Raw genomic sequence first — 20,951 nt, 5'->3', positions numbered from 1 at the left:
CAATCCCTTATCTCGGAACGGCACCCGCATGACGTCCGTGGCGGGGACGCGCGCGCCGCGGAATCAACCCGCCAGCATCGGCCCCAACGGCCTGCCGCCGAACAGATGGACGTGGAGGTGCGGCACCTCCTGTCCCGCGTCGCCGCCGATATTGGCGAGCAACCGATAGCCTGGTGCGACGAGGCCATGCTCGCGTGCGACATGGCCGATCGCGCGGACGAAGCCGGCGATCTCCGCGTCCGACGCGCGCGCGCTGAAATCGTCCCACGACACATACGGCCCGCGCGGGATCACCAGGATGTGGACCGGCGCGACCGGCGCGATGTCGTGGAAGGCCACCGCATGATCGTCCTCGTACACCCGCTTCGACGGGATCTCGCCGCGCAGGATCTTGGCGAAAACGTTCTGGTCGTCATAAGGCAGGGTAGCGTCGATCGGCATGGATCCTCCTAGCGCGAGGCTTTCTCGTCATGGCCCGACACGCCTTCGCGGCGGGCGAGTTCGGCGCGGACGTCGTCCAGTCCCAGCCCGGCATCGGCGAGCAGCACGAGCAGGTGGAAGACGAGGTCGGCCGCCTCCGAGGCGAGCTTGTCCGGTTCGGCAAGCGCGGCGATGACCGTTTCGGTGGCCTCCTCGCCGACCTTCTGCGCGATCTTCGGCCGCCCCTTGGCGAACAGGCTGGCGACATAGGAGCTGCCGGGCTCGGCGGCGTCGCGGCGGGCGCGGATGGTGGCTTCCAGGCGGTCGAGCGGGTCCATGTCTCCGCTTGGCGCGGGACGTGGGGGCCGGTCAATCCTTCTTGATGAACCGCCGCCGCAACGCGCGCCGCACGAGCCAGACGCCGATCGCCGCGACGACGAACAATGCGAGGTCGGACCATTCGGGGCCGGTCTTGCGATGGACAACCCCCGAATGGCCGCCGGCGACCGACGAGGCGGTCGGCACGATCATGCTGCGGCGACCTCGCCGTCGCCCGCCACCAGCCAGTCGAGTGCCTCGCCGGCGGCGGCGAAGATGCGCAGATAGGGCTGGGTCATGAAGCGCTTGACCTGCAAGCGGGTGATCGCGCTGCCGGTGACGATCGCGATGCGGCTGGCACGCGGGAAATTGCCCAGCCGCCGGTTGATCGCCGCCGCCGCCTCTACCGGCTGGACGCTGCAACCGCTCATATCCATGCGCAGCCGATAGCCGATCCGGAAGCCTGCCTCGCGAAAGCGGCGCAGCAATTCGTCCGCATAGGCGTTGACCCCGGCCTCATCGAACAGGCCGGTCCAGCGGATATCAAGCAGATTGAGATCGTGGCGGAAGGTGATCGCGTACATGCCCCGATCATCGCCGCAAACCCTTGCGGAAGCCCTAAACTTTGACCGGTCGCCGCACCGGGATGCCCGCCGCCGCCAGCGCGTCGTGGGCATCGGCGACACTCGCCTCGCCGAAGTGGAAGATCGAGGCGGCGAGCACCGCGCTGGCGTGACCGTCGCGGATGCCGGCGACGAGATCGCCGAGCCCGCCGACGCCGCCACTCGCCACCACCGGCACGCTGACCCGGTCGGCGATCGCGCGGACCAGCTCGAGGTCGTAGCCGCTGCGGGTGCCGTCGCGATCCATCGAGGTCACCAGCAATTCGCCCGCGCCGAGTTCCGCGAGGTGGAGGGCGTGGTCGATCGCATCGAGCCCGGTTGGGCGGCGGCCGCCATGCGTGAACACCTCCCACCGCTCGCCGACGCGGCGCGCGTCGACCGAAGCGACGCAGCATTGGCTGCCGAACCGCTCGGCGATGTCGGCGACGACCTCGGGCCGGGCGACCGCGGCGGAGTTGACCGCGACCTTGTCCGCGCCGGCAAGGAGCAGCGCGCGCGCATCCTCGGCGCTGCGCACGCCGCCGCCGACGGTCAGCGGCATGAAGCATACCGCCGCGGTGCGCCGCACGACGTCGAGGATCGTGCCGCGATCCTCGTGGGAGGCGGTGATGTCAAGGAAACAGAGTTCATCCGCCCCGGCAGCGTCATAGGCGCGCGCCTGTTCGACCGGATCGCCGGCATCGCGCAGCTCGACGAAATTGACGCCCTTGACGACGCGGCCGTTGGCGACGTCGAGACAGGGGATCACGCGGGCGCGAACGGTCATGCCGGAACCCTTGAGCAGGTGAGTTCACACGAGCCCGCGAAGACGCGAAGAGGGCGTGCCCCAGGCAGACGCTGGCGGTCGGTAGACCATATCCCGCCTTCGGCGACGGCAGACCACGTCGTCCGCAGGCCAGACATCGTCGCGTCTTCGCGTCTTCGCGCGATCATCATTCCGCTCCCTGCGCGACGCTCAGCGCGGCGGCGAGGTCGAGCCGCCCGTCATACAGCGCGCGGCCGGTGATGACGCCCTCGACGCCGTCGCGGACGTGAAGCGCGAGGACGTGGATCTCGGCGATGCCCTTGACGCCGCCGCTGGCGATCACCGGGATCGACACCGCGCGGGCGAGATCGACCGTTGCCTCGACGTTGCACCCCTTCAGCAGCCCGTCGCGGCCGACGTCGGTGAACAGGAGCGACGCCACCCCCGCATCCTCGAAGCGGCGGGCGAGGTCGACGACGCTGGTGGTCGAGACGTCCGCCCAGCCCTTGGTCGCGACCATGCCGTCGCGCGCATCGACCGCGACGACGACGCCGCCGGGAAAGTCGCGCGCGGCACCGCGGACGAACTCGGGGTCCTCCAGCGCCGCGGTGCCGATCACGACGCGCGAGACGCCGAGGTCGAACCAGCGCTCGACGCTGGCGCGGTTGCGGATGCCGCCACCGAGCTGGACGTGGCCGGGAAAGCGCTCGACGATGCCGCGCACCGCCTCGCCGTTGACCGATTCACCGGCGAACGCGCCGTCGAGGTCGACGACGTGGAGATGCTGCGCACCGGCCTCGGCGAACAGCATTGCCTGCGCGGCGGGATCGTCGCCATAGACGGTGGCGCGATCCATATCGCCCTCGGCGAGGCGCACGACCTGACCGCCCTTGAGGTCGATGGCGGGAAAGACGATGAGGCTCATGGCCGCCACTCCAGGAATTTGGCAAGCATCGCCAGCCCGTAACGCTGGCTCTTTTCGGGGTGGAACTGCACGCCGAGCATCGTGTCGCGCGCGATCGCCGCGGTGACCGGGCCGGCATGGTCGCTGGTCGCGATCACGTCCTCGCCCTCATAGGCATAGCTGTGCAGGAAATAGGCCTCGCCCGCGGGCACCAGCGGATGCGCGCCGAGCGGGACGACGTCGTTCCAGCCCATATGCGGCACCTTGGCCTCCATCGTCCCGGGTTCGAGCCGGCGTACGCGACCACGTACCCAGCCGAGCCCGCGATGCTGGCCCATCTCTTCGCCGACATCGGCCATCAACTGCATGCCGACGCAGACGCCGAGGAAGGGCGCGCCCTCCTGCCGGACGCGGCGCTCCATCGCCTCCACCATCCCCGGCACGCCGCGCAACGCATTGGCGCAGGCGCCGAACGCGCCGACGCCCGGCAGCACGATACGGTCGGCCTTCGCCACCACATCGGCATCGGCGGTGACGGTCAGATCGGTCGCCCCCGCCGCCCGTAGCGCATTCTCGACCGAATGGAGATTGCCCGCGCCATAATCGATCAGCGCGATGGTCATGACAGCAGATCAGCGAGCGGCGTCGCCGCCATGCTCGCGGTGAAGGGGATGATCTCCGCCGTCGCCAGCCCACGCGACACGAACGGATCCTTGGCGATCAGCTCCTCGGTCACCTTCTTGCCGCCGATCGCGATGATGATGCCGCCGGTGCGCGGCTGCTTGCGGCCGGAGGCGAGCAGCAGCCCGTTGGCATAGGCATCCGACAGCCAGTCGACGTGATCGCTCATCGCCGCGTCGATCGCGTCGAGATCGTCGCCATAGGTCAGCGACACGACGCACATATTGGTGCCGGGGCGGACGAAGGGCTCGCTCATAGCACGCCCTTGGTCGAGGGTATGGCATCCGACTTGCGCGGGTCGATCTCGACCGCGGTGCGCAGCGCGCGGGCGAGGCCCTTGTACGCCGCCTCGACGATGTGATGGTTGTTGCTGCCGTACAGCGTCTCGACGTGGAGCGTGATACCGGCGGTCTGCGCGAAGCTGTGGAACCAATGTTCGATCAGTTCGGTGTCGAGCTCGCCGAGCCGCGAGACGGTGAAGGCGGTCTTCCACACCAGCCATGGCCGCCCCGAGATGTCGAGCGCGACGCGGGTCAGCGTCTCGTCCATCGGCGAGAGCGCGTCGCCGTAGCGGCGGATACCCCGCTTGTCGCCGAGCGCCTGCGCCACCGCCTGGCCGAGCGCCAGCGCCGAATCCTCGACGGTGTGGTGGCCGTCGATGTGGAGGTCGCCGTCGACCTTGAGGTCGATGTCGATCAGACCGTGGCGGCTGAGCTGTTCGACCATATGGTCGAGGAAGCCGATGCCGGTCTTGATCGAATAGACGCCGGTGCCGTCGAGGTTGACGGTGACGTCGATCCGCGTTTCGGCGGTGGAGCGGTTGATCGTGGCGATGCGCATGTCGGCTCGTCCCATAGGAGCGTGCGTTGTCACGCACAATCTTGACCCGACCGGGCGATACGCTACCCAAGGGGCATGACCGACGGCCTTCCCGATAGCCTTATCCCGTATGACGAGATCGTCCAGGAGGCGCTGCGTGCCGTGGTGGGCCGCGTGCTCGGCTCAGTCGCCGAATCGGGCGGGCTGCCCGGCGAGCATCATTTCTACATCACCTTCAAGACGCAGGCGCCCGGCGTCGACATCCCGCAGCGCTTGATCGAGCGCTTTCCGGACGAGATGACGATCGTGCTGCAGAACCGCTATTGGGACCTGCTGGTCGACGAGCGGAAGTTCTCGGTCGGGCTGAGTTTCAACCAGGTGCCGTCGAAGCTCGTGATCCCCTATTCGGCGATCACCGGCTTCCACGATCCGGCGGTCAATTTCGAGCTGCGCTTCCAGGCGACCGAGGATCCCGATGACGGTCCCGAACCGCATGACGAGGCCGAGAACGACGGCCCGACCGCCACGCCCGCGGCGGACGGTTCGAACGTCGTGAGCGTGGACTTCAAGCGGAAGAAGTAAGCGTGATCGAGGTCGTTGCCGCGCCCGGAGACTTGGAGCGCGACGCGATCCTTGCGCCACTGGTCGCATTCAACGACGCCGCGGTCGGTCCGACCGAACGACACCCGATCGCCATCTTGATCCGCGCCGACGATGGCGCGATCGTCGGCGGTTTGTGGGGCATGGTGAGCTATCGCTGGCTGTTCGTACAATATCTGGTGGTGCCCGCATCGATGCGGGGGCACGGGCACGGCAGCGCGTTGATGCTCGCCGCCGAGTGCGAGGCGAAGCGGCTGGATTGCGTCGGCCTGTGGCTCGACACGTTCAGTTTCCAGGCGCGCGGCTTCTACGAAAAGCTGGGTTACGGCTGCTTCGGCCGGATCGACGATTACCCGCCGGGCGAAGCGCGGTTCTTTCTTTCGAAGCGCATTTCCTGATTCCTGCGCGGGACTTTAATATCCGACGCCCGTCCCGCACTCTCGATATTGCGTCATTTCGGGTCCGGCGCCTTGATCCGCATCAGCGGCGTCGCACACGCATAGGCGATCTTGTAAGATTTGTCCCAGCAGCGGCTTAATCCCTCCAAGACGTTCATGTTAAGCGGCCATTTGACCGGCACCGGTTTGCCGTCCGGTCCCTCGAACGTGAAGTTCGCAGGTCGTGGCAGCGCCGCAAGCTTCGTTTTGGCAGCGTCGAATGCCGCATGGTCGCGCCGCAGGAAGGCGATCGTCCCGTCGACGTAGAAGTTCCAGCCCATTCCGTGATCCTGTTTCACGGATTTGTAGGATTGCCGAAACAGCGCGATTGCCTTCTCGGTCTGACCGAGGTCGGCGCGAAGCTGCCCTTCGTGCCAAAACAGAATGCTGTCCCTGGCGTTATGCGCGACCCGCCAGTCGCGCACGAGGTCTGCCGCCTCCGCCTCGCAGCCGTCCTCCTCGAGCTTGCGCCAGCCGCCGGTCATGTCCTGATCGAATGCGTTCTGATCCAGCGCCAAAAGACGTGCGCGATCGTACTGGCACGGGCTGGACGGGGCCGCCTGTGAGGCGAGGAGGGCGAGCCATAACATGATGCGGCATGCTGCCTTCGGGCAGGCCTTGAATCAAGTGGCGCCACATTTGATATTACGTCGCATGAGCACGCGCACCGAAACCGATTCGATCGGCCCGATCGACGTTCCCGCCGACGCCTATTGGGGCGCGCAGACCGAGCGTAGTCTCGAGAATTTCCCTTTCGGACCGCGCGAGCGGATGCCGGCCGAGATCGTCCACGCACTGGCGATCGTCAAACAGGCGGCGGCGCGGGTGAACCGGCGGCACGGGCTGGCCGCGGACAAGGCCGACGCGATCGAGGCCGCGGCTACAGAGATCGCCGCGGGGCAGCTCGACGATCAATTTCCGCTGGTCATCTGGCAGACCGGCAGCGGCACGCAGTCGAACATGAACGTCAACGAGGTGATCGCCGGCCGCGCCAACGAGCAGCTCGCCGGCACCCGTGGTGGCAAGACGCCGGTCCACCCCAATGACGACGTCAACCGCGGCCAGTCTTCGAACGATTCGTTCCCGACCGCGCTCCACGTCGCCGCGGCGCTGGCGGTGAAGCGGCAGCTCTATCCGGCGCTCGACCGGCTGCATGACGCGCTCGCCGACAAGGCGCGCGAATGGGACGATCTGGTCAAGATCGGCCGCACGCACCTTCAGGATGCGACGCCGCTGACGTTGGGGCAGGAATTTTCGGGCTACGTCCAGCAGCTCGCCAATGCGCGCCACCGGATCGCCGGCACGCTGGAACGCAACATCATGCCGCTCGCGCAGGGCGGCACCGCGGTCGGCACCGGGCTGAACGCACCCGAAGGCTTCGCCGAAGAGGTCGCGGCGGAGATCGCGACGCTCACCGGTCTGCCGTTCGTCACCGCGCCCAACAAGTTCGAGGCGCTGGCGTCGAACGACGGGTTGGTCGACCTGCACGGCGCGCTCAACGTGCTCGCGGTGGCGCTGACCAAAATCGCCAACGACATCCGCCTGCTCGGATCGGGGCCGCGCTCGGGGCTCGGCGAACTCGAACTGCCCGCCAACGAGCCGGGCAGCTCGATCATGCCGGGTAAGGTCAATCCGACGCAGGCCGAGATGCTGACGATGGTCGCCGCGCAGGTGATGGGCAACAATGTCGCGGTCACCGTCGGCGGCTTGCAGGGGCATATGGAGCTCAACGTCTTCAAGCCGCTGATCGGCGCCAACGTGCTGCGCTCGATCGCCTTGCTCAGCGTCGGGATGCAGAGTTTTGCCGAGCGGACCGTCGACGGGCTCAAGGCGAATCGCGATCGGATCGGGCAATTGGTCGAACAGTCGCTGATGCTCGTCACCGCGCTCGCGCCCGAGGTCGGCTATGACAATGCCGCGAAGATCGCGAAGCACGCGCATCAGAAGGGGCAGACGCTGAAACAGGCGGGGCTGGAACTGGGGCTGGTCGACGAGGCGACGTTCGATCGGCTGGTGCGGCCGGAGACGATGATCGGGCGCTGATCCCGCCGGGCGAAACGTTCCGGAACGGTCCCGTTACGAGGAACTTCCCCGCCGTTCGCGCGCTTCCATGGCCGCAACGCTAGGAGGGGACGGACGTGAGCACCACCACCACGGGCGCGCTGATCGGCGCCGCGATCGATTCGATTTCGGGCGACGACGATGGCGTCGCCGATGGCGCGATCATCGGTGCGGTGACTGCCAATGTGCTCAAGATCGTGCTGCCGCTCGCCGTGACCTATGCGGTCGGCTGGGCGGTGCTGCGCGGCGCGGCGGAACTCAAGGACCAGGTTTTCGGAAAGGTAGACTCATGATCGGCAAGATTATTGGTGCGCTCGTCGGGCGTGAAATGGACCGTCGCGATGGTCGTGGCGGCCTGAAGGGTGCGGCGATCGGCGCGCTGTCGATGGGCGCGATGCGGCGGATGGGGCCGCTCGGCCTGATCCTCGGCGGCGGCTATGTCGCCAAGAAGGCGTATGACCGCCGGCGCCAGTCGCGCGATATCTGATCGGACGATCCTCCCGCGCGCGGCGCGGGAGGATCGTCGCTTTCTCGACTTTTCAGCCGGCTGCGCTTGACGCCCGGCCCCGGCAGACGCCACTAGCGCGCATGCCGACCACCCATTCCGCCGACCCGCACCATTTCCGCCGTCGTGGCGTGCTGTTCGTGCTGTCCTCGCCATCCGGTGCGGGCAAGTCGACCATCGCGCGCAAACTGCTCGCCGACGAGCCCGAACTCGGCATGTCGGTGTCGGTGACGACGCGGCCGATGCGGCCGGGCGAGGTCGACGGCAAGGACTATCATTTCGTCGATCTCGAGGAATTCCGCCGCATGGTCGCGGCGGACGAGTTCCTCGAATGGGCGCACGTCTTCGACCATCGCTACGGCACGCCGCGGGCGCAGATCGAGACGATGCTCGCCGCGGGCAAGGACGTGCTGTTCGACATCGACTGGCAGGGCGCGCAGCAGCTGTTCCAGATCGCCGGCGGCGACGTGGTGCGGGTGTTCATCTTCCCGCCGTCGATGGAGGAACTGCGGGCGCGGCTGACCAACCGCAACACCGATTCGGCCCAGGTGATCGAGGCGCGGATGGCGCGTGCCGCCAATGAAGTAAGTCATTGGGATGGCTACGATTACGTCCTCGTCAACGACGACGTTGAGCAATGTTTCGCGGGGGTGAAGACGATCCTCGCCGCCGAGCGGCTCAAGCGCTCGCGTCAGACCGGGCTGATCGGCTTCATCCGCAAGCTCACGCGGACGGCCTGAGCGCAGCGAGGAAGGCGACCGCGGCGTCAAAGTCGCGGCGCTTGTTGGCGAGCGCCTGCACGGCCAGCGAATCGGCGCCCCAGAGTTCGGCCTGGAAATCCTCGTCGATGTTCGCCGCGGTCCATACCGTATCGGCGTCGCCGGCCCGTTCGATCAGCGCCAGCGCGAGGATCAGCGAGCCGGTGATCGTCACCACCGGCGACAGGCCGGCGAGTCCGAAGGGATCGAGCGCCGCCACCGCCTCGGCGAGTCGCGCCAGCGTCGCGGGGGGCTGCGCGCGATGCATGACCCCGGCGGTGGTCTCGAAATGTACGTCGTAGCGGGCGCGCGCCCAGTCGAGCCACGGATCCCACGCCGCCTGCTGCCGCGCGATCAGCAGATCGGGTGACAGCGCGCGATAATAGAGCAGGTCGCTCTCGCCGTACACCGAAAGGCCGGCGGCGAAGGCGGCGGGGTCGAGCGCGATCCGGTCGATCGCGGCATTGGCGAGGCCGGTCAGCGGCATCGCGCGCGGATCGATCGTTTCCGCCACCGCGCGCCATTCGTCGGCGACCGCCGCGGCGAGTGCATCGGTCGGCAGCGCGAGCGGCACGCGGCCGGGGGTGCGCACCGGTCGGCCGTCGAGCGTGACGACGCGGTCGGCGTCGATCGTCACCTCGGTCCAGAAGCGCTTCATGATCCGGGCGTCCGCCAGCGGTGGGCGAGGCTCGCCGGCACGATCGCGATCACCGCGAGCGCCGACAGCGTGATCGCGACGCCGAGCACCTTGACCGGCCAGTCGTGCGAGCGGGCGGCGAGGATCAGGCCGAACACCGCGCCGGCGCTGCCCGCCAGCCGGCTGCCGACGATCGCCAGCCAGCGCTTGCGCGCGCGCGTGTCGTCGGGGGTCATGCCAGGATCTCCAGCAACGCCGCGGTGCGCGTCGCGACGACCTGCGCGCCGCCGCGGACCAGATCGTGGACGTCGTGATAACCCCAGGCGACGCCGACCGCGCGCGCGCCCGCCGCCTTGGCCATCGCCATGTCGAAGCTGGTGTCGCCGATCATCGCGGTCTGCTCGGGTGTCGCGTCGACCTCCGCCATCGCGGCGAGCAGCATCGCCGGATCGGGTTTGGAGGGGTGGCGGTCGGCGGTCTGAAGGGTGACGAAGCGATCGGTCAGGCCGTGGTGGTCGAGCACGCGGGCGAGGCCGCGATCCGACTTGCCGGTCGCCACGCCGAGCTGCCAGCCGCGCGCGGCCAGCGTCTCGATCACCGCGGCGATGCCCTCGAACAAAGGCTCTTCGGTCATCGCACCGCTGGTGCGCAGCTCGAAGAACGCCTCCTTGTAATCGGCGGCCATCCTGCGGTGGAGCGCATCGTCCGCGTCGGGGAGCAAGGCGCGGACCGCCTCGACGAGGCTCAGTCCGACGATGCGGCGGATCGCCGCGCGCGGCGGCGCGGGCAGGTCGGCAATGCGGAACGTCGCCTCCATCGCCTGGCAGATATTGGCCTGGCTGTCGACGAGCGTGCCGTCGCAGTCGAATACGGCGAGTTTGGTCATCGTGTTGCCGTAGCGGGCGGCGCCGGAGCGGTGAAGAGGGTGTTGGACGACATGGACAACATGGACACCTTAACGGAAACGATCCGGTGGTATCGTTTCCGTTTTTGATATGATGGCTGTGCGGCGGCGAATGTGGAAGGGCGTCACGGGACCTGCGTACTGCCGCGCGGGCGGGACTATGGGGGCAGGCGGCGTGTGCATTGTTCGGTCATACACCGGTCGGCGGGGTGTAGGACAGACCTGCGCGTTCTCATGTTGGCGCGCCCGGGGAATACGGGACGGTGCCTGACCCACCCCGTCACCCCGGACTGGTTCCGGGGTCCACTCAGCGGCGAGGAGATCGGCTGGAGGCGGAAGCGCGCGCTTGCGGCGCGGTGGACCCCGGAACAAGTCCGGGGTGACGGGTAGTTTGGGGTGAAGGGGGCGCGCCTCGCCAGCCGCGCTCCCCCCAACTCAGTCGGGGCTGCCGCGGCGGCGGCGTTCGCCGCGATGTTCCTTGCGCATCGATTTGGCGTGCGCCTTGGCGCGCTGCTTGAGCACCGCCTTGGGGGGCGGGCCTTTCTTCGGTTCCTCGAACGGCATCGCGTCGCCCCTGGCGATGTCGAAGCCCAGCGTGGCGAGGCTTTCGGCGAAATGCGTCGGCAGGTCCGCGGTCTCGTCGATGCTGCCGCCGTCGGGGTGGTCGACGCGGATGCGGCGGCTGTGCAGGTGCATCTTGCGACTGACGCCGCCGGTCAGGAACGCCGCGGCGCCGCCATATTTGCCGTCGCCGACGATCGGATGACCGATAGCCGCCATATGGACGCGCAGCTGATGGGTGCGGCCGGTGAAGGGTTGCAGCTCGACCCAGGCGCAGCGATTGCCGGCGCGCTCGACGACGCGATAGCGGCTGCGCGCGGCCTGGCCATTCTCCTCGTCGACGTGCATCTTCTCGCCGCCGGTGCCGGGCTGCTTGCCGATCGGCAGGTCGACCATGCCGTCGTCGATCGAGGGGACGCCGACGACCAGCGCCCAATAGACCTTGCGCGCGGTGCGGCCCGAGAAGGCCTTGGCGAAGAAGGCGGCGGCGCGGCTGGTGCGCGCGACGAGCAGCGCCCCCGACGTATCCTTGTCGAGCCGGTGGACGAGCTTGGGCCGCCCCTCCGCATCATATTGCAGCGCGTCGAGCAGGCCGTCGACATGTTCGGAGGTCTTGGTGCCGCCCTGCGTCGCGAGGCCGGGCGGCTTGTTGAGCACGAGCGCCTGGAGGTCCTTGTGGATCACCATCTCGCGGGCATAGGCGATCTGGTCCTCGCTCAGCGGCGGGCGTTCGCGCTTGGGGCGGGGGGCGTCGGGGGTGTCCTCGATCACCGGTTCGGGGGGCGGTACGCGCAGCGTCTGGCCGGCCTTGATCCGGTCGCCCGGCGTGACGCGCGAGCCGTCGACGCGGAGCTGGCCGGTGCGCGCCCATTTGGCGACGGTGGTGAAGCTCGTCTCGGGCAGGTGGCGCTTGAACCAGCGGTCGAGGCGGATGCCGTCGTCGTCATAGCCGACGTTGAACTGGCGAACGCCGTCGCGGGTGTCGTTCTTGGCGTCGCTCATGCGCTGGCTCCGGCAAGCAGGGCGCGGGTGGCGGCGAGCCCGGCGAACAGCGCGGCGATCGAGCCGATCACCGACACCAGCACGTAGCCGAAGGCGGGGGCGAGTGCGCCGCGCTCGATCATCGCGACGGCGTCGAGGCTGAAGCTGGAGAAAGTGGTGAAGCCGCCGAGCACGCCGACGCCGAGGAACAGGCGCCACGGTTCGGCGAGGCTGCCGCTGCGGGCGAGGATGGCGGTGAGCACGCCCATCAGCAGCCCGCCGACGAGATTGACGGCGAGCGTGCCGTAGGGAAAGTCCGGCCCGAACGCGGCAAGCGCGGCGCGGCCGGTGAGATAACGCGCGGCGGAGCCGAGGGCACCGCCGATCATGACGAACAGAAGAGGCATGGTGCCAGCCCTAGAGGACTATTGGGTGCAAGGGAATGCGGGGGTTTGAGCTCGGTTGTTTGCCCCCCCTCCGTCACCCCGGACTTGTTCCGGGGTCCACCCCGCGGCGAGGAGAACGGCTTGTGATGATGCCGTCCCCTTGCGGCCCGGTGGACCCCGGAACGGGTCCGGGGTGACGGAGGGGGTGAGGATGCGTCGGTGCCAGGAACCAGGGAGCGCGGAACGCTTCCTCGCCCTCCACGTGTCCCCGCGCAGGCGGGGACCCAGGGTCAAGCAGAGCAACGTCTGTACCGAGTGGGACTCCTGGGCTCCTGCGTTCGCAGGAGCACTGGTGGGGTAACGCTATGCGTATTCCGGCTCGCGTCGGCGATAAGGTGGCGTCAAGCGGGGCCCCCTCGGCCATCAACCGGGGGAGCGTCCTAGCGCAGCAACCCGGCGGCGCGAAGTGCGTCGTTGATGACGCCGGCGACGCCGGTCGGTTCGCGCGTCGGCGTGGCGACCCGCGTCAGTCTGGCGGTGCCGCGCGACGGCGCGGCCAGCGCCGGGGCGATGCCCCAGAAGGCGGCGATGCGGCGCGTCGAGGACAGGCCGACGTCGAGCATGAACGGGCCGGGCGTGCCGCATGCCTCCGGGCCGTGCGCCGCGATCGGCGTGCCGTGGCCCATGCCGTGGATGCGATGATCCTCGATCACCACCCGGCCGGCGGCATCCTGCCAGCCGCGATAGGCGTGGTTGCCCTGCGCCGCCTCGACGTCGGGCCGCGCCGCGACCTGATGCAGCGCGCGCCATTGGGTCAGCAGCGCCTCGGCATTGGTCTGGTCGACCGTCGCGTCGGCGTCGCCGTGCCAGATCGACAGCGTCGGCCAAACGCCGCGATGCGCCGAGGCGTCGCGCGCCAGCGTGCCGAGCGCAGCGGCGTCGGGCATGTTGTGGCCGCGCATCCGGTCGAGCGCCTGAATCACCCCGCTCGCGGTGCCGTACGGCAGGCCGCCGAGGATCGCGCCGCCGGCGAACACTTCGGGATAGGTCGCCAGCATCACCGCGGTCATCGCGCCGCCCGCGGACAGGCCGTTGACGAAGACGCGGGCGGGATCGACGTCGTGCGCGTCGATCATCGCCGCGATCATCTCGCGGATCGAAAAGGCCTCGCCATGGTCGTGGCTGACGTCTTCGGGCGCGAACCAGTTTAAGCAGAGGTTGGGATTGTTGGCGCGCTGCTGCTCGGGGAAGAGCAGGACGAAGCCATGCTCGTCGGCGAGCCGCGACCAGCCGGCACCGGCATCATAGCCCTCGGCGGTTTGCGTACAGCCGTGCAGCACGACGACCAGCGCCGGCTTTGCCGTCACCGAATCGGGGACATAGGTGCGCGCGAGCAGATTGCCGGGATTGCGGCCGAAGCCGCTGAGCTGGCCGAGCCGATCGCTGCCGCCCGTCCAGGGCTGCTGCTGGCCCTGCGCCGCGGCGAGCCGGCTGATCGTGTCTGACAAACGTCGCATGCGCGCACTCCGAAAGGGACAGGACCGCCACCAAGCGTGTGATGCTGCATTGCACAATATGGTCCGGGGTGGTGGGATAGCAAGGCGGCGCGTCTTCCCACCTGCGGGCAAGGGAGATTTAGCGGACGATCAGGTCGACCTGGCTGCCGCCGGCGGGATCGGCGCTGACGTAGACGACGTAAGCCGCGTTGCCACGGGTGCCGCCGAGGACGTGCTGCGCGCCCGATGCCTGATGCTCGGCCGAATAGCCGGCGCGGGTGACGCGGGCGTTATACCAATCGAGGATGCGGCCGACCGGGGCGCTGCTCGCGAAGCTGACGACGCGCAGGCCGCAGGCGTCGTTGCCCGCCGCCTCGCGGACGCGGGCGTCCGGGTAGAGCGGCACCGCGGCGGGCAGGCGATTTGCCCAGCCGGCCGAATAGGTGACGCGCGCCGCGCAGGGGGCGCCGGCCGCCGATTGCCGGCTGGCGAGTTCGCCCAAGGTCAGCGCGCCGTCGGCCTTGCGGCAGGCGGGGCAGTCGCCTTTGGCGGCGGGGGTCGGCTTGAGGTCGGCCGCCGCGACGCGGTCGGGGGTGGCGATCACCGGTTCGGGTGGCGCGGACAGCGGATCGGGGCGGCTCGGCGGGCGGACGACGTTGGTGTTGGCGCTCTGCGTCAGCGCCGGATCGACCATGATCTGGTCGCGCAACGCCGCGGTCAGCGCGGGATCGCGCTGGTTGCCGGGGCCGGCGGCGGTGAGTTCCTGGTCGAGGCTGTCGAGATCCTGCTGCGAGGCAGGCTGCTTGCTGCACGCGGTCAGTGCCAGCGCGAGCAAGAGGAGGGGGCGAATCGCAGTCACCGCAATGAGATGGCGCAGCCACCGTTAAGACGCCACCGGTGAATCCGGTTAACACTACGTCACGTCGGCCCGGCTTGTCCCGTGCGGGGACGAAGGCCATATTCGGGCCATGCTCAACATCGTCTCCATCGCGATCGGCTTCGTCACTTTGGTGCTCGGGCTGGTCGCGTTCATTCCGCTGCTCGGCTGGATGAACTGGCTCGTCATTCCGATCGGCATCGTCGGCGCGGCATTCGGCGCGCTGTCGTCGTCGAACGGCGGGCGCAACCTCAATCTGGTGCTGATCGTGATCTTCGCGATCCGGCTGAGCCTGGGCGGCGGGATCTTCTGACCAGAGAATGCGTCCCTGGCCTTTCGCCAGGGACGCGCCGGGATCAGCCGAAGGTGGTGGCGAGCGTGATCTCGCAGGTCAGCACCTTGGAGACCGGGCAGCCGGCCTTGGCCTCGTTGGCGATCCGTTCGAATTCGGCCTGGTCGATGCCCTCGACATGGCCGGTGAGGGTCAGCGCCGATTTGGTGATGGTGAAGCCGTCGCCGTCCTTGTCGAGCGTGACCTTGGCGTCGGTCTTGAGATTGCCCTGGCTGTGGCCCGCTCCGGCCAGCGCGAAGGCGAGCGCCATCGTGAAGCAGCCGGCGTGCGCCGCGGCGATCAGTTCTTCCGGATTGGTGCCGGCGCCATCCTCGAAGCGGGTGTTGAAGCCATATTGCGTGTCGGACAGCACGCCCGACTGGGTCGTGATCTTGCCCTTGCCGTCCTTGCCGAGGCCTTCGTAGCTCGCCGAAGCGCTGCGCGTTACCATATCGTCGGTCTCCATCGTGGGATTGGTCCGAAGCGATACGCAAAAGGGGCGCCGCGAGTTGCCTCGCGACGCCCCCGTCGACCGAAAAAGGTCTCGGTTCAGCGGCAGCGACGCTTGCCGCCGCGGTCGATCTCGCGGCCGAGCAGGCCACCGGCGACCGCGCCACCGAGCGTGCCGACCGTGCGGTCGCCGCGGGTGTCGATCGTCCGGCCGAGCAGCGCGCCGCCGACCGCGCCGACCACGGCGCCGGTGGTGCCGTCGGGCTTGCGGCAGCGGATACGGCCGCGATCGTCGCGCCATTCGCGATACTTATGGCGCTGCGCATCGGCCTTCGACACCGGGACGATCATCGTCGCCGGCACCACCATCGCCGCACAGCCCATCGCAAGCATCAGATTTCGCATGGTAACACTCCCGTTTTTTGAAAATCGTGTTGCATCAACGTCATCCTGTTAGGCGCGGTTGCATGAACCTGAAACAACGTTCCGTTCAGGAAACGACCGGGGGGTCGGGGGGCTCATTTGCCTTCGCCGCGAGACGCTTGCGGTACCGATTGGCGAGCAGGGTCGCACCCAGCACGAAGCCGCCGGGCGCGAGCAGGACGACGGCGGCAAGACCGATCTGCTGTTTGGTGAAACGCATGGGGACGGTGGTAGCGGGACGGGATGAACGATCGATGAGGGGCGCGGTCGCGCGCCGTCAGAACGGCATCTTGAGGCGGAGCATTGCGCGTGGGGCGCTCTGGCCGTTCGGCAGGCTGCCTTGTTCCGCCTCGGCCGAGAGGCGGGTCTTGCCGAGCGTCGTGACGGCGCGGATCGGGCGTTCGGCGTAGCGGGTCTCGTCGAGCCGCGGCAGGCGGTCGGCGCCCGCCGCGCGGCCGCAGACGACGATGTCGCCGCGCCGGTCGGGGGTGCCGCAGGGCACCGTCGACGGCGCCGGCGCGGGTCTGATCGGGCGAAGTTCGGCTGGCAGCGGCGGTCCCGCCACCGGTGCCGCCTGCAACGCCATCATGATCGCCAGCCGCATCGTATCGCCTCCCGATGCGGCGAAGCTGCCGGCCAATTGCGGCAGCCGCATGACCGCTCAGCGATAGTTGAAGCTGATGCTGATCCGCTCGCCCTTGGCGGCATTGGGGACGACCTCGTGGCGCAGCCAGCTTTCCCACAGGAAGACGCTGCCCGGCTTCGGCTCGGCATAGACGAAGGTGGCGTGGCTCTCGTCGGCATCGGCGCGGCGGGTGGGGGCGGCCATCATCATCGGCAACCGCGGATCCTCGAGCCTGAGCGCGCCCGCGCCCGGCGGCGTCGCGACATAGAGGGTGCCGCTGACCGCGCTGTGCGGGTGGATATGGCCCGAATGATTGCCGCCGGGCTTCAGGACGTTGACCCACAAACTGTCGAGCTTGAGCTTGCGACCGCCGAGATCGAAGGCGCAGGCGTCGGCGAAGCGCGCGACATGTTTGTTGAGCAGTCTCACCAGATCGGCGAAGCGCGGGTCGCGCGATGGCAGGTCGTTGAGCGAGGCATAGGAGGTATAGCCGCGATAGCCGTGCGCCTTCGACCAGGCGACGCCGGCGCGATCCTCGCGCGCGAGGTCGAGGGAGGCGTCCTCCAGTTCCGCGAGCAGCGCGGCGTCGCCGAGATCGTCCTCGTAGAAGCGGGTGGCGAACAGGGTGCGGACGGTCATTGGGCGAGCCTTAGAGCGACGTCGTTCATGAAGCGGACGTCGTCGCCCGCGGCGAGCCATGGCGCCTCCGCCCCGATCGCGCCGAGCATGTCGGCGAGCGGATCGAGTTCGGTCTTGGCGTAATTGCCGAGGACGTAGCCGGTGACGCGGTCCTTGTGGCCGGGATGGCCGATGCCGATCCGGACGCGGCGAAAGTCGGGGCCGAGATGCTGGTCGGTCGAGCGCAGCCCGTTATGCCCGGCGGTGCCGCCGCCGCGCTTCACCTTCACCTTGAACGGCGCGAGGTCGAGCTCGTCGTGGAAGACGGTGAGCGCGTCGGGGCCGAGCTTGTAGAAGCGCAGCGCCTCGCCGATCGCGCGGCCGCTCTCGTTCATGAAGGTGGCGGGCTTGAGCAGCAGCACCTTCTCGCTGCCGACGCGGCCCTCCTGCGTCCAGCCCTGGAACTGCTTCCGGACCGGCGCGAAGCCGTGCATGTCGGCGATCAGGTCGATCGCCATGAAGCCGACATTGTGCCGGTGCATCGCATATTGCGGCCCCGGATTGCCGAGCCCGGCCCAGATCTGCATGACGTTCCTATTCTTCCTCGTCACCCCGGACTCGTTCCGGGGTCCACTCCGCGGCTGGGAGAACGGCTGGAGGCTCTGGTTCTGCTCCTAGCCGCCCGGTGGACCCCGGAACAAGTCCGGGGTGACGGGGTGGGTGGGATAGCGGCCCGGCCACGAAAAAGGGCAGGGGAGCGTTGCCGCTGCCCTGCCCCGGTTCCGACGCCGCCGTGGCGGCACCCAGCTTAGTTCTTCTGGGTGGTGATCTTGTCGTCGTCGTTGTCGTCGTCGTTCGGCTCGGCGTCGGCAGCAGCCTCGGCGGCCTGGGTCTCGGCGACCTCGGCGTCGAGCGCCTCGTCCTGCGCGGTCGGGACGGTCGGCGGCACGATCGTGGCGATCGCGAAGTCGCGGTCGTCGATCGCCGGCTTGGCGCCCTTGGGCAGCTTGACGTCGCTGATGTGGATCGAATCGCCGATCTCGAGGCCCTTCAGCGAGATGCTGATCTCGCTCGGGATGTCGGCGGCGTCGACGACCAGCTCGATCTCGTGGCGGGTGATGTTGAGCACGCCGTTACCGCGCTTGATGCCGGGGGCATCGTCTTCGTCGGTGAATACGATCGGCACCGCGACGGTGACTTCGGTGTGCTCGCCGATGCGCAGGAAATCGACGTGGATTGGGCGATCGGTGACGGGGTGGAAGGTCACGTCCTTGGCCAGCGTCCGCTGTCCGTCGATCATGATGACCGAGGTCATGAAGTGACCGGTCATCAGCGCCTTGGTCAGCGCCTTCTCTTCGAGGTGAACCGAGGTCGGTTCCTTGTTCTGGCCGTAGATCACGGCGGGGACGCGGCCGTCACGACGCAGCGCCCGGGAGGCTCCCTTGCCAACCCGGTCGCGCGTCTCGGCTGCGAGCGTAATGGTGTCGCTCATGCAGATAACCTTCCGAAACGTGCTAAAGTGTCTTTCCCGCGCCACGCCTCCAGGGATGACCATGGCCGGAAGCGGGGGCGCTTAGCCGATGGGGGGTGGAAAGACAAGGTGGGGTCCAGTCCTCCCTCGCGAAGCGGGGGAGGGGGACCGCCCGGCGTAGCCGGGTGGTGGAGGGGGCGTCGCCGCATACGACTAAGTTCGCCGTATCCTCCCCCTCCGTCGCCGCGTTGCGGCGCCACCTCCCCCTGGCGGGGGAGGACTTAAAACACTTAGTATTTCACCCGTTCGGCCTTTACGCCCAGCTTAGCCAAGTGCGCCTGCACCGACTCCGGTCCCGCGAGATGCCCGGCGCCGACCGCGACGAACACCGTCCCCGGCCGCGTCATGCGCTGCTTGATCCATGCCGCCCAGCGCGCGTTGCGGTCGGTGAGGAGGACCTTGGCGACCTCGGGCGAGCTTTTCAGCTCGTCGTTCATCTCGCGGGCGAGCGCGTCGGGATCGCCCTTCGCCCAATCGTCGACCATCGACGCCATCTGATCGTTCAGCTTCGGCAGTTCGTCGACCGTGCTGACGAGGAAGTCGAGCTGCGCCTTGTCCGACAGGCTGCCGAAGAAGCCGAGTTGCTGTTCGGGCGTCTCCAGCCCGGTCAGCGGCTTGTTCGCCTGTTTCGCCGCGGCGGTGATGACCTGTTCGGGGCCGTTGTCGCTGTCATAGCCGAGCTTCGACAAGGGCGCGACCGAGAGCTGCGTCGCCGCCAGCCATGGCTTGAACGTGTCGAGCGCGTTGGCGGGCAGGCCGAGGTCGGTCACCGCCTTGGTGAAGGCGGCGCGCTTGGCCTCGGGCAGGCGCTGGGTCAGCGGCGGCGTGCCGGGCGCGGCGACGCCGGTCGCCTGCACCAGCCCCTGCATCGCCGCGGCGTCGGGCATGACGATTTCCAGCTTGACCTCGTCCGACCGGTCGAACGCGGTCTTCACCGCCTCGTCGAACCAGGTGAGGCCCGGTTTGAGCACGTGGATCGTCCCGAACAGATACACCGTCGTATCCTTGTCCTTGACCACCCAGAGCGCGGGATCGGCGTCGTTGGCGGCGCGCGCCGGTGGGGCGGGCTGCTGCGCGCAGGCGGGGAGCGACAGGCAGAGCGCGAGCGCCGACAAAGCAGGCCGCAGGGCGGGCCGAAGGGTTCGTATCATGCGGGGACGCTATCCATCAGTAAGTCCTGCGCCATAGCTAATGCCGCGCCGCACCACTTGCTAGACGCGGCCTCATCGGCCAAAGCCTCGGGACGATGGCCGCCACACCGCTTTCCTTCCAGAAGATGATCCTGACGCTCCACGACTATTGGAGCGACCGGGGTTGCGTGATCCTCCAGCCCTACGACATGGAAATGGGCGCAGGCACGTTCCATCCGGCGACGACGCTGCGCGCGTTGGGGCCCGAGACGTGGAACGCCGCCTTCGTCCAGCCTTGCCGCCGGCCGACCGACGGCCGCTATGGCGAGAATCCCAACCGGCTGCAGCATTATTACCAATATCAGGTGATCCTGAAGCCGTCGCCGCCCGACCTGCAGGAGCTGTACCTCGGCAGCCTCGCGGCGATCGGCGTCGACATGACGCGCCACGACATCCGCTTCGTCGAGGACGATTGGGAATCGCCTACGCTGGGCGCCTGGGGGCTGGGCTGGGAGGTCTGGTGCGACGGCATGGAGGTGACGCAATTCACCTATTTCCAGCAGATGGGCGGGTTCGACATGAAGCCGGTCGCAGGCGAGCTGACCTACGGGCTCGAACGGCTGGCGATGTATATCCAGGACGTCGACAACGTCTACGACCTCGCGTTCAACGACAGCGGCGTCACTTATGGCGACGTCTTCCTCGAAAACGAGCGGCAGATGTCGACGTGGAATTTCGAGGTCGCCGATACCGCCAGCCTGTTCGACCTGTTCAGGAAGGCCGCGGCGGAATGCGAGAACAGCCTCGCCGCCGGGCTGCCGATCCCGGCGTACGAACAGGCGATCAAGGCGAGCCACACGTTCAACCTGTTGCAGGCGCGCGGCGTGATCTCGGTCGCCGAGCGGCAGGCCTATATCGGCCGCGTCCGCGACCTCGCCAAGGGCGCCTGCGCGGCGTGGATGGACAAGAACGGATGGGCGGCGTGAGCGGCGTCCGGCGGGAAGAAGGGTTGTTCGCGCAGAGGCGCAGAGGCGCAGAGAGGCTGCGCGCAGGCGACGCCTTCCGTGCGAATGCGATCGTGGAATGCCTGCGGCGCAAGGCGGTGCGCCTGCCGGTGGCGCGGCCCAACA

33 protein-coding genes are annotated in these 20,951 nt (G+C 68.4%); 8 read left to right on the top strand and 25 right to left on the bottom strand.

Going from position 1 to position 20,951, the window contains the following annotated elements; genetic code table 11:
- Positions 1–63 precede the first annotated feature (63 nt).
- The 9 genes from MC45_RS10815 to hisB form a co-directional block, all read right to left on the bottom strand.
- Complete coding sequence (locus MC45_RS10815) at positions 64–441, bottom strand: histidine triad nucleotide-binding protein (protein WP_038662899.1); 378 nt, start codon at positions 439–441, stop codon at positions 64–66.
- A gap of 8 nt (positions 442–449) precedes the next feature.
- The gene (locus MC45_RS10810; RefSeq protein WP_038662896.1) at positions 450–758 is read right to left on the bottom strand and encodes a phosphoribosyl-ATP diphosphatase; all 309 of its coding nucleotides are present in this window, start codon (positions 756–758) and stop codon (positions 450–452) included.
- Between the two features lie 31 nt (positions 759–789).
- Positions 790–951, bottom strand: coding sequence for a hypothetical protein (locus MC45_RS19570; RefSeq protein ID WP_169742546.1), 162 nt, complete (start codon positions 949–951; stop codon positions 790–792).
- Positions 948–1,322, bottom strand: coding sequence for an STAS/SEC14 domain-containing protein (locus MC45_RS10805; RefSeq protein ID WP_038662893.1), 375 nt, complete (start codon positions 1,320–1,322; stop codon positions 948–950). Before MC45_RS10805 ends, MC45_RS19570 begins: the two co-directional genes overlap by 4 nt.
- Positions 1,323–1,356: 34 nt before the next feature.
- Positions 1,357–2,127, bottom strand: a complete 771-nt coding sequence (gene hisF, locus MC45_RS10800) for an imidazole glycerol phosphate synthase subunit HisF (RefSeq protein ID WP_038662889.1) — start codon at positions 2,125–2,127, stop codon at positions 1,357–1,359.
- A 166-nt stretch (positions 2,128–2,293) separates the two neighbouring features.
- Positions 2,294–3,031, bottom strand: a complete 738-nt coding sequence (gene hisA, locus MC45_RS10795) for a 1-(5-phosphoribosyl)-5-[(5-phosphoribosylamino)methylideneamino]imidazole-4-carboxamide isomerase (protein WP_038662886.1) — start codon at positions 3,029–3,031, stop codon at positions 2,294–2,296.
- Complete coding sequence (gene hisH, locus MC45_RS10790; protein ID WP_038662882.1) at positions 3,028–3,633, bottom strand: imidazole glycerol phosphate synthase subunit HisH; 606 nt, start codon at positions 3,631–3,633, stop codon at positions 3,028–3,030. Before hisH ends, hisA begins: the two co-directional genes overlap by 4 nt.
- Positions 3,630–3,947 carry a YciI family protein gene (locus tag MC45_RS10785; RefSeq protein WP_038662879.1) on the bottom strand — a complete coding sequence of 106 codons (318 nt, stop codon included), beginning with the start codon at positions 3,945–3,947 and terminating at the stop codon, positions 3,630–3,632. Before MC45_RS10785 ends, hisH begins: the two co-directional genes overlap by 4 nt.
- On the bottom strand, positions 3,944–4,531 hold the full coding sequence (hisB, locus tag MC45_RS10780; protein ID WP_038662876.1) for an imidazoleglycerol-phosphate dehydratase HisB: 588 nt from the start codon (positions 4,529–4,531) through the stop codon (positions 3,944–3,946). The genes MC45_RS10785 and hisB overlap by 4 nt, the downstream gene beginning before the upstream one ends.
- 75 nt (positions 4,532–4,606) lie before the next feature.
- On the opposite strand from hisB, the gene MC45_RS10775 reads away from it, so the two are divergent.
- Complete coding sequence (locus MC45_RS10775; RefSeq protein WP_038662873.1) at positions 4,607–5,092, top strand: SspB family protein; 486 nt, start codon at positions 4,607–4,609, stop codon at positions 5,090–5,092.
- A gap of 2 nt (positions 5,093–5,094) precedes the next feature.
- A complete protein-coding gene (locus MC45_RS10770) occupies positions 5,095–5,508 on the top strand; it encodes a GNAT family N-acetyltransferase (RefSeq protein ID WP_052075623.1) in 414 nt (137 codons plus the stop codon).
- A gap of 53 nt (positions 5,509–5,561) precedes the next feature.
- Here MC45_RS10770 and MC45_RS10765 read toward each other — a convergent pair whose 3' ends face one another.
- Positions 5,562–6,137, bottom strand: a complete 576-nt coding sequence (locus tag MC45_RS10765) for a hypothetical protein (RefSeq protein ID WP_038662871.1) — start codon at positions 6,135–6,137, stop codon at positions 5,562–5,564.
- Positions 6,138–6,201: 64 nt separating this feature from the next.
- Here MC45_RS10765 and fumC point away from each other — a divergent pair, with 64 nt between their 5' ends.
- The 4 genes from fumC to gmk all read left to right on the top strand — a co-directional run bounded on the left by fumC (position 6,202) and on the right by gmk (position 8,853).
- Entirely contained in the window at positions 6,202–7,590 is a 1,389-nt protein-coding gene (gene fumC, locus MC45_RS10760) for a class II fumarate hydratase (RefSeq protein ID WP_038662868.1), read from the top strand.
- A gap of 95 nt (positions 7,591–7,685) precedes the next feature.
- Positions 7,686–7,901 carry a hypothetical protein gene (locus MC45_RS10755; RefSeq protein ID WP_038662865.1) on the top strand — a complete coding sequence of 72 codons (216 nt, stop codon included), beginning with the start codon at positions 7,686–7,688 and terminating at the stop codon, positions 7,899–7,901.
- Positions 7,898–8,095, top strand: a complete 198-nt coding sequence (locus tag MC45_RS10750; RefSeq protein WP_038662863.1) for a hypothetical protein — start codon at positions 7,898–7,900, stop codon at positions 8,093–8,095. The genes MC45_RS10755 and MC45_RS10750 overlap by 4 nt, the downstream gene beginning before the upstream one ends.
- A 101-nt stretch (positions 8,096–8,196) precedes the next feature.
- Positions 8,197–8,853 (top strand): guanylate kinase, encoded by a 657-nt coding sequence (gene gmk, locus MC45_RS10745; RefSeq protein ID WP_038662860.1) that lies wholly within the window; start codon positions 8,197–8,199, stop codon positions 8,851–8,853.
- Here the strand turns inward: gmk and MC45_RS10740 are convergent.
- From MC45_RS10740 to MC45_RS10710, 7 genes are all read right to left on the bottom strand, one after another.
- A complete protein-coding gene (locus MC45_RS10740) occupies positions 8,837–9,529 on the bottom strand; it encodes an ATP12 family chaperone protein (RefSeq protein ID WP_038662857.1) in 693 nt (230 codons plus the stop codon). The two genes, gmk and MC45_RS10740, sit on opposite strands and share 17 nt — an antisense overlap.
- Positions 9,526–9,744, bottom strand: a complete 219-nt coding sequence (locus MC45_RS10735; RefSeq protein WP_038662854.1) for a hypothetical protein — start codon at positions 9,742–9,744, stop codon at positions 9,526–9,528. Before MC45_RS10735 ends, MC45_RS10740 begins: the two co-directional genes overlap by 4 nt.
- Positions 9,741–10,394 (bottom strand): HAD-IA family hydrolase, encoded by a 654-nt coding sequence (locus tag MC45_RS10730; protein WP_038662851.1) that lies wholly within the window; start codon positions 10,392–10,394, stop codon positions 9,741–9,743. Before MC45_RS10730 ends, MC45_RS10735 begins: the two co-directional genes overlap by 4 nt.
- A gap of 453 nt (positions 10,395–10,847) precedes the next feature.
- On the bottom strand, positions 10,848–11,975 hold the full coding sequence (locus MC45_RS10725) for an RluA family pseudouridine synthase (RefSeq protein ID WP_038662848.1): 1,128 nt from the start codon (positions 11,973–11,975) through the stop codon (positions 10,848–10,850).
- A complete protein-coding gene (gene crcB, locus MC45_RS10720) occupies positions 11,972–12,361 on the bottom strand; it encodes a fluoride efflux transporter CrcB (RefSeq protein ID WP_038662845.1) in 390 nt (129 codons plus the stop codon). The genes MC45_RS10725 and crcB overlap by 4 nt, the downstream gene beginning before the upstream one ends.
- Before the next feature lie 419 nt (positions 12,362–12,780).
- Positions 12,781–13,857: an extracellular catalytic domain type 1 short-chain-length polyhydroxyalkanoate depolymerase gene (locus MC45_RS10715; protein ID WP_038662842.1), complete on the bottom strand. Its 1,077-nt coding sequence runs from the start codon at positions 13,855–13,857 to the stop codon at positions 12,781–12,783.
- 118 nt (positions 13,858–13,975) lie between these two features.
- Positions 13,976–14,695 (bottom strand): hypothetical protein, encoded by a 720-nt coding sequence (locus MC45_RS10710; protein WP_245640706.1) that lies wholly within the window; start codon positions 14,693–14,695, stop codon positions 13,976–13,978.
- A 109-nt stretch (positions 14,696–14,804) separates the two neighbouring features.
- On the opposite strand from MC45_RS10710, the gene MC45_RS10705 reads away from it, so the two are divergent.
- Entirely contained in the window at positions 14,805–15,026 is a 222-nt protein-coding gene (locus MC45_RS10705; RefSeq protein WP_038662840.1) for a hypothetical protein, read from the top strand.
- Between the two features lie 43 nt (positions 15,027–15,069).
- On the opposite strand, the gene MC45_RS10700 is transcribed toward MC45_RS10705, so the two are convergent.
- The 8 genes from MC45_RS10700 to MC45_RS10670 all read right to left on the bottom strand — a co-directional run bounded on the left by MC45_RS10700 (position 15,070) and on the right by MC45_RS10670 (position 19,842).
- Positions 15,070–15,495 carry an OsmC family protein gene (locus MC45_RS10700; protein WP_038667158.1) on the bottom strand — a complete coding sequence of 142 codons (426 nt, stop codon included), beginning with the start codon at positions 15,493–15,495 and terminating at the stop codon, positions 15,070–15,072.
- A gap of 98 nt (positions 15,496–15,593) precedes the next feature.
- On the bottom strand, positions 15,594–15,899 hold the full coding sequence (locus MC45_RS10695; RefSeq protein WP_038662836.1) for a glycine zipper 2TM domain-containing protein: 306 nt from the start codon (positions 15,897–15,899) through the stop codon (positions 15,594–15,596).
- 85 nt (positions 15,900–15,984) lie between these two features.
- Positions 15,985–16,137 carry a hypothetical protein gene (locus MC45_RS19565; protein ID WP_169742545.1) on the bottom strand — a complete coding sequence of 51 codons (153 nt, stop codon included), beginning with the start codon at positions 16,135–16,137 and terminating at the stop codon, positions 15,985–15,987.
- Between the two features lie 57 nt (positions 16,138–16,194).
- Positions 16,195–16,572 (bottom strand): 5'-nucleotidase, encoded by a 378-nt coding sequence (locus tag MC45_RS10690; RefSeq protein ID WP_245640705.1) that lies wholly within the window; start codon positions 16,570–16,572, stop codon positions 16,195–16,197.
- 6 nt (positions 16,573–16,578) lie between these two features.
- Entirely contained in the window at positions 16,579–17,181 is a 603-nt protein-coding gene (locus tag MC45_RS10685; RefSeq protein WP_038662834.1) for a TIGR02466 family protein, read from the bottom strand.
- A complete protein-coding gene (pth, locus tag MC45_RS10680; protein WP_038662831.1) occupies positions 17,178–17,747 on the bottom strand; it encodes an aminoacyl-tRNA hydrolase in 570 nt (189 codons plus the stop codon). The genes MC45_RS10685 and pth overlap by 4 nt, the downstream gene beginning before the upstream one ends.
- A gap of 221 nt (positions 17,748–17,968) precedes the next feature.
- The gene (locus tag MC45_RS10675; RefSeq protein WP_038662828.1) at positions 17,969–18,652 is read right to left on the bottom strand and encodes a 50S ribosomal protein L25/general stress protein Ctc; all 684 of its coding nucleotides are present in this window, start codon (positions 18,650–18,652) and stop codon (positions 17,969–17,971) included.
- Between the two features lie 269 nt (positions 18,653–18,921).
- A complete protein-coding gene (locus tag MC45_RS10670) occupies positions 18,922–19,842 on the bottom strand; it encodes a TraB/GumN family protein (RefSeq protein ID WP_038662825.1) in 921 nt (306 codons plus the stop codon).
- A 95-nt stretch (positions 19,843–19,937) separates the two neighbouring features.
- Here MC45_RS10670 and MC45_RS10665 point away from each other — a divergent pair, with 95 nt between their 5' ends.
- Positions 19,938–20,807 (top strand): glycine--tRNA ligase subunit alpha, encoded by an 870-nt coding sequence (locus MC45_RS10665; protein ID WP_179944535.1) that lies wholly within the window; start codon positions 19,938–19,940, stop codon positions 20,805–20,807.
- Positions 20,808–20,951: the final 144 nt, after the last annotated feature.

Origin of the sequence: Sphingomonas taxi (assembly GCF_000764535.1) — a bacterium.
Classification (GTDB): domain Bacteria; phylum Pseudomonadota; class Alphaproteobacteria; order Sphingomonadales; family Sphingomonadaceae; genus Sphingomonas; species Sphingomonas taxi.
Note: the sequence above shows the minus strand (reverse complement) of the source record. Positions and strands in the feature narration are given on the sequence as shown.

Excerpts from the sequence above, each read along its gene's own strand:
- MC45_RS10815 (WP_038662899.1), bottom strand. The coding sequence starts at position 441 with ATGCCGATCGACGCTACCCTGCCTTATGACGACCAGAACGTTTTCGCC.
- MC45_RS10810 (WP_038662896.1), bottom strand. The coding sequence starts at position 758 with ATGGACCCGCTCGACCGCCTGGAAGCCACCATCCGCGCCCGCCGCGAC.
- MC45_RS19570 (WP_169742546.1), bottom strand. The coding sequence starts at position 951 with ATGATCGTGCCGACCGCCTCGTCGGTCGCCGGCGGCCATTCGGGGGTT.
- MC45_RS10805 (WP_038662893.1), bottom strand. The coding sequence starts at position 1,322 with ATGTACGCGATCACCTTCCGCCACGATCTCAATCTGCTTGATATCCGC.
- hisF (WP_038662889.1), bottom strand. The coding sequence starts at position 2,127 with ATGACCGTTCGCGCCCGCGTGATCCCCTGTCTCGACGTCGCCAACGGC.
- hisA (WP_038662886.1), bottom strand. The coding sequence starts at position 3,031 with ATGAGCCTCATCGTCTTTCCCGCCATCGACCTCAAGGGCGGTCAGGTC.
- hisH (WP_038662882.1), bottom strand. The coding sequence starts at position 3,633 with ATGACCATCGCGCTGATCGATTATGGCGCGGGCAATCTCCATTCGGTC.
- MC45_RS10785 (WP_038662879.1), bottom strand. The coding sequence starts at position 3,947 with ATGAGCGAGCCCTTCGTCCGCCCCGGCACCAATATGTGCGTCGTGTCG.
- hisB (WP_038662876.1), bottom strand. The coding sequence starts at position 4,531 with ATGCGCATCGCCACGATCAACCGCTCCACCGCCGAAACGCGGATCGAC.
- MC45_RS10775 (WP_038662873.1), top strand. The coding sequence starts at position 4,607 with ATGACCGACGGCCTTCCCGATAGCCTTATCCCGTATGACGAGATCGTC.
- MC45_RS10765 (WP_038662871.1), bottom strand. The coding sequence starts at position 6,137 with ATGTTATGGCTCGCCCTCCTCGCCTCACAGGCGGCCCCGTCCAGCCCG.
- fumC (WP_038662868.1), top strand. The coding sequence starts at position 6,202 with ATGAGCACGCGCACCGAAACCGATTCGATCGGCCCGATCGACGTTCCC.
- MC45_RS10750 (WP_038662863.1), top strand. The coding sequence starts at position 7,898 with ATGATCGGCAAGATTATTGGTGCGCTCGTCGGGCGTGAAATGGACCGT.
- gmk (WP_038662860.1), top strand. The coding sequence starts at position 8,197 with ATGCCGACCACCCATTCCGCCGACCCGCACCATTTCCGCCGTCGTGGC.
- MC45_RS10740 (WP_038662857.1), bottom strand. The coding sequence starts at position 9,529 with ATGAAGCGCTTCTGGACCGAGGTGACGATCGACGCCGACCGCGTCGTC.
- MC45_RS10735 (WP_038662854.1), bottom strand. The coding sequence starts at position 9,744 with ATGACCCCCGACGACACGCGCGCGCGCAAGCGCTGGCTGGCGATCGTC.
- MC45_RS10730 (WP_038662851.1), bottom strand. The coding sequence starts at position 10,394 with ATGACCAAACTCGCCGTATTCGACTGCGACGGCACGCTCGTCGACAGC.
- MC45_RS10725 (WP_038662848.1), bottom strand. The coding sequence starts at position 11,975 with ATGAGCGACGCCAAGAACGACACCCGCGACGGCGTTCGCCAGTTCAAC.
- crcB (WP_038662845.1), bottom strand. The coding sequence starts at position 12,361 with ATGCCTCTTCTGTTCGTCATGATCGGCGGTGCCCTCGGCTCCGCCGCG.
- MC45_RS10715 (WP_038662842.1), bottom strand. The coding sequence starts at position 13,857 with ATGCGACGTTTGTCAGACACGATCAGCCGGCTCGCCGCGGCGCAGGGC.
- MC45_RS10705 (WP_038662840.1), top strand. The coding sequence starts at position 14,805 with ATGCTCAACATCGTCTCCATCGCGATCGGCTTCGTCACTTTGGTGCTC.
- MC45_RS10700 (WP_038667158.1), bottom strand. The coding sequence starts at position 15,495 with ATGGTAACGCGCAGCGCTTCGGCGAGCTACGAAGGCCTCGGCAAGGAC.
- MC45_RS10695 (WP_038662836.1), bottom strand. The coding sequence starts at position 15,899 with ATGCGAAATCTGATGCTTGCGATGGGCTGTGCGGCGATGGTGGTGCCG.
- MC45_RS19565 (WP_169742545.1), bottom strand. The coding sequence starts at position 16,137 with ATGCGTTTCACCAAACAGCAGATCGGTCTTGCCGCCGTCGTCCTGCTC.
- MC45_RS10690 (WP_245640705.1), bottom strand. The coding sequence starts at position 16,572 with ATGCGGCTGCCGCAATTGGCCGGCAGCTTCGCCGCATCGGGAGGCGAT.
- MC45_RS10685 (WP_038662834.1), bottom strand. The coding sequence starts at position 17,181 with ATGACCGTCCGCACCCTGTTCGCCACCCGCTTCTACGAGGACGATCTC.
- pth (WP_038662831.1), bottom strand. The coding sequence starts at position 17,747 with ATGCAGATCTGGGCCGGGCTCGGCAATCCGGGGCCGCAATATGCGATG.
- MC45_RS10675 (WP_038662828.1), bottom strand. The coding sequence starts at position 18,652 with ATGAGCGACACCATTACGCTCGCAGCCGAGACGCGCGACCGGGTTGGC.
- MC45_RS10670 (WP_038662825.1), bottom strand. The coding sequence starts at position 19,842 with ATGATACGAACCCTTCGGCCCGCCCTGCGGCCTGCTTTGTCGGCGCTC.
- MC45_RS10665 (WP_179944535.1), top strand. The coding sequence starts at position 19,938 with ATGGCCGCCACACCGCTTTCCTTCCAGAAGATGATCCTGACGCTCCAC.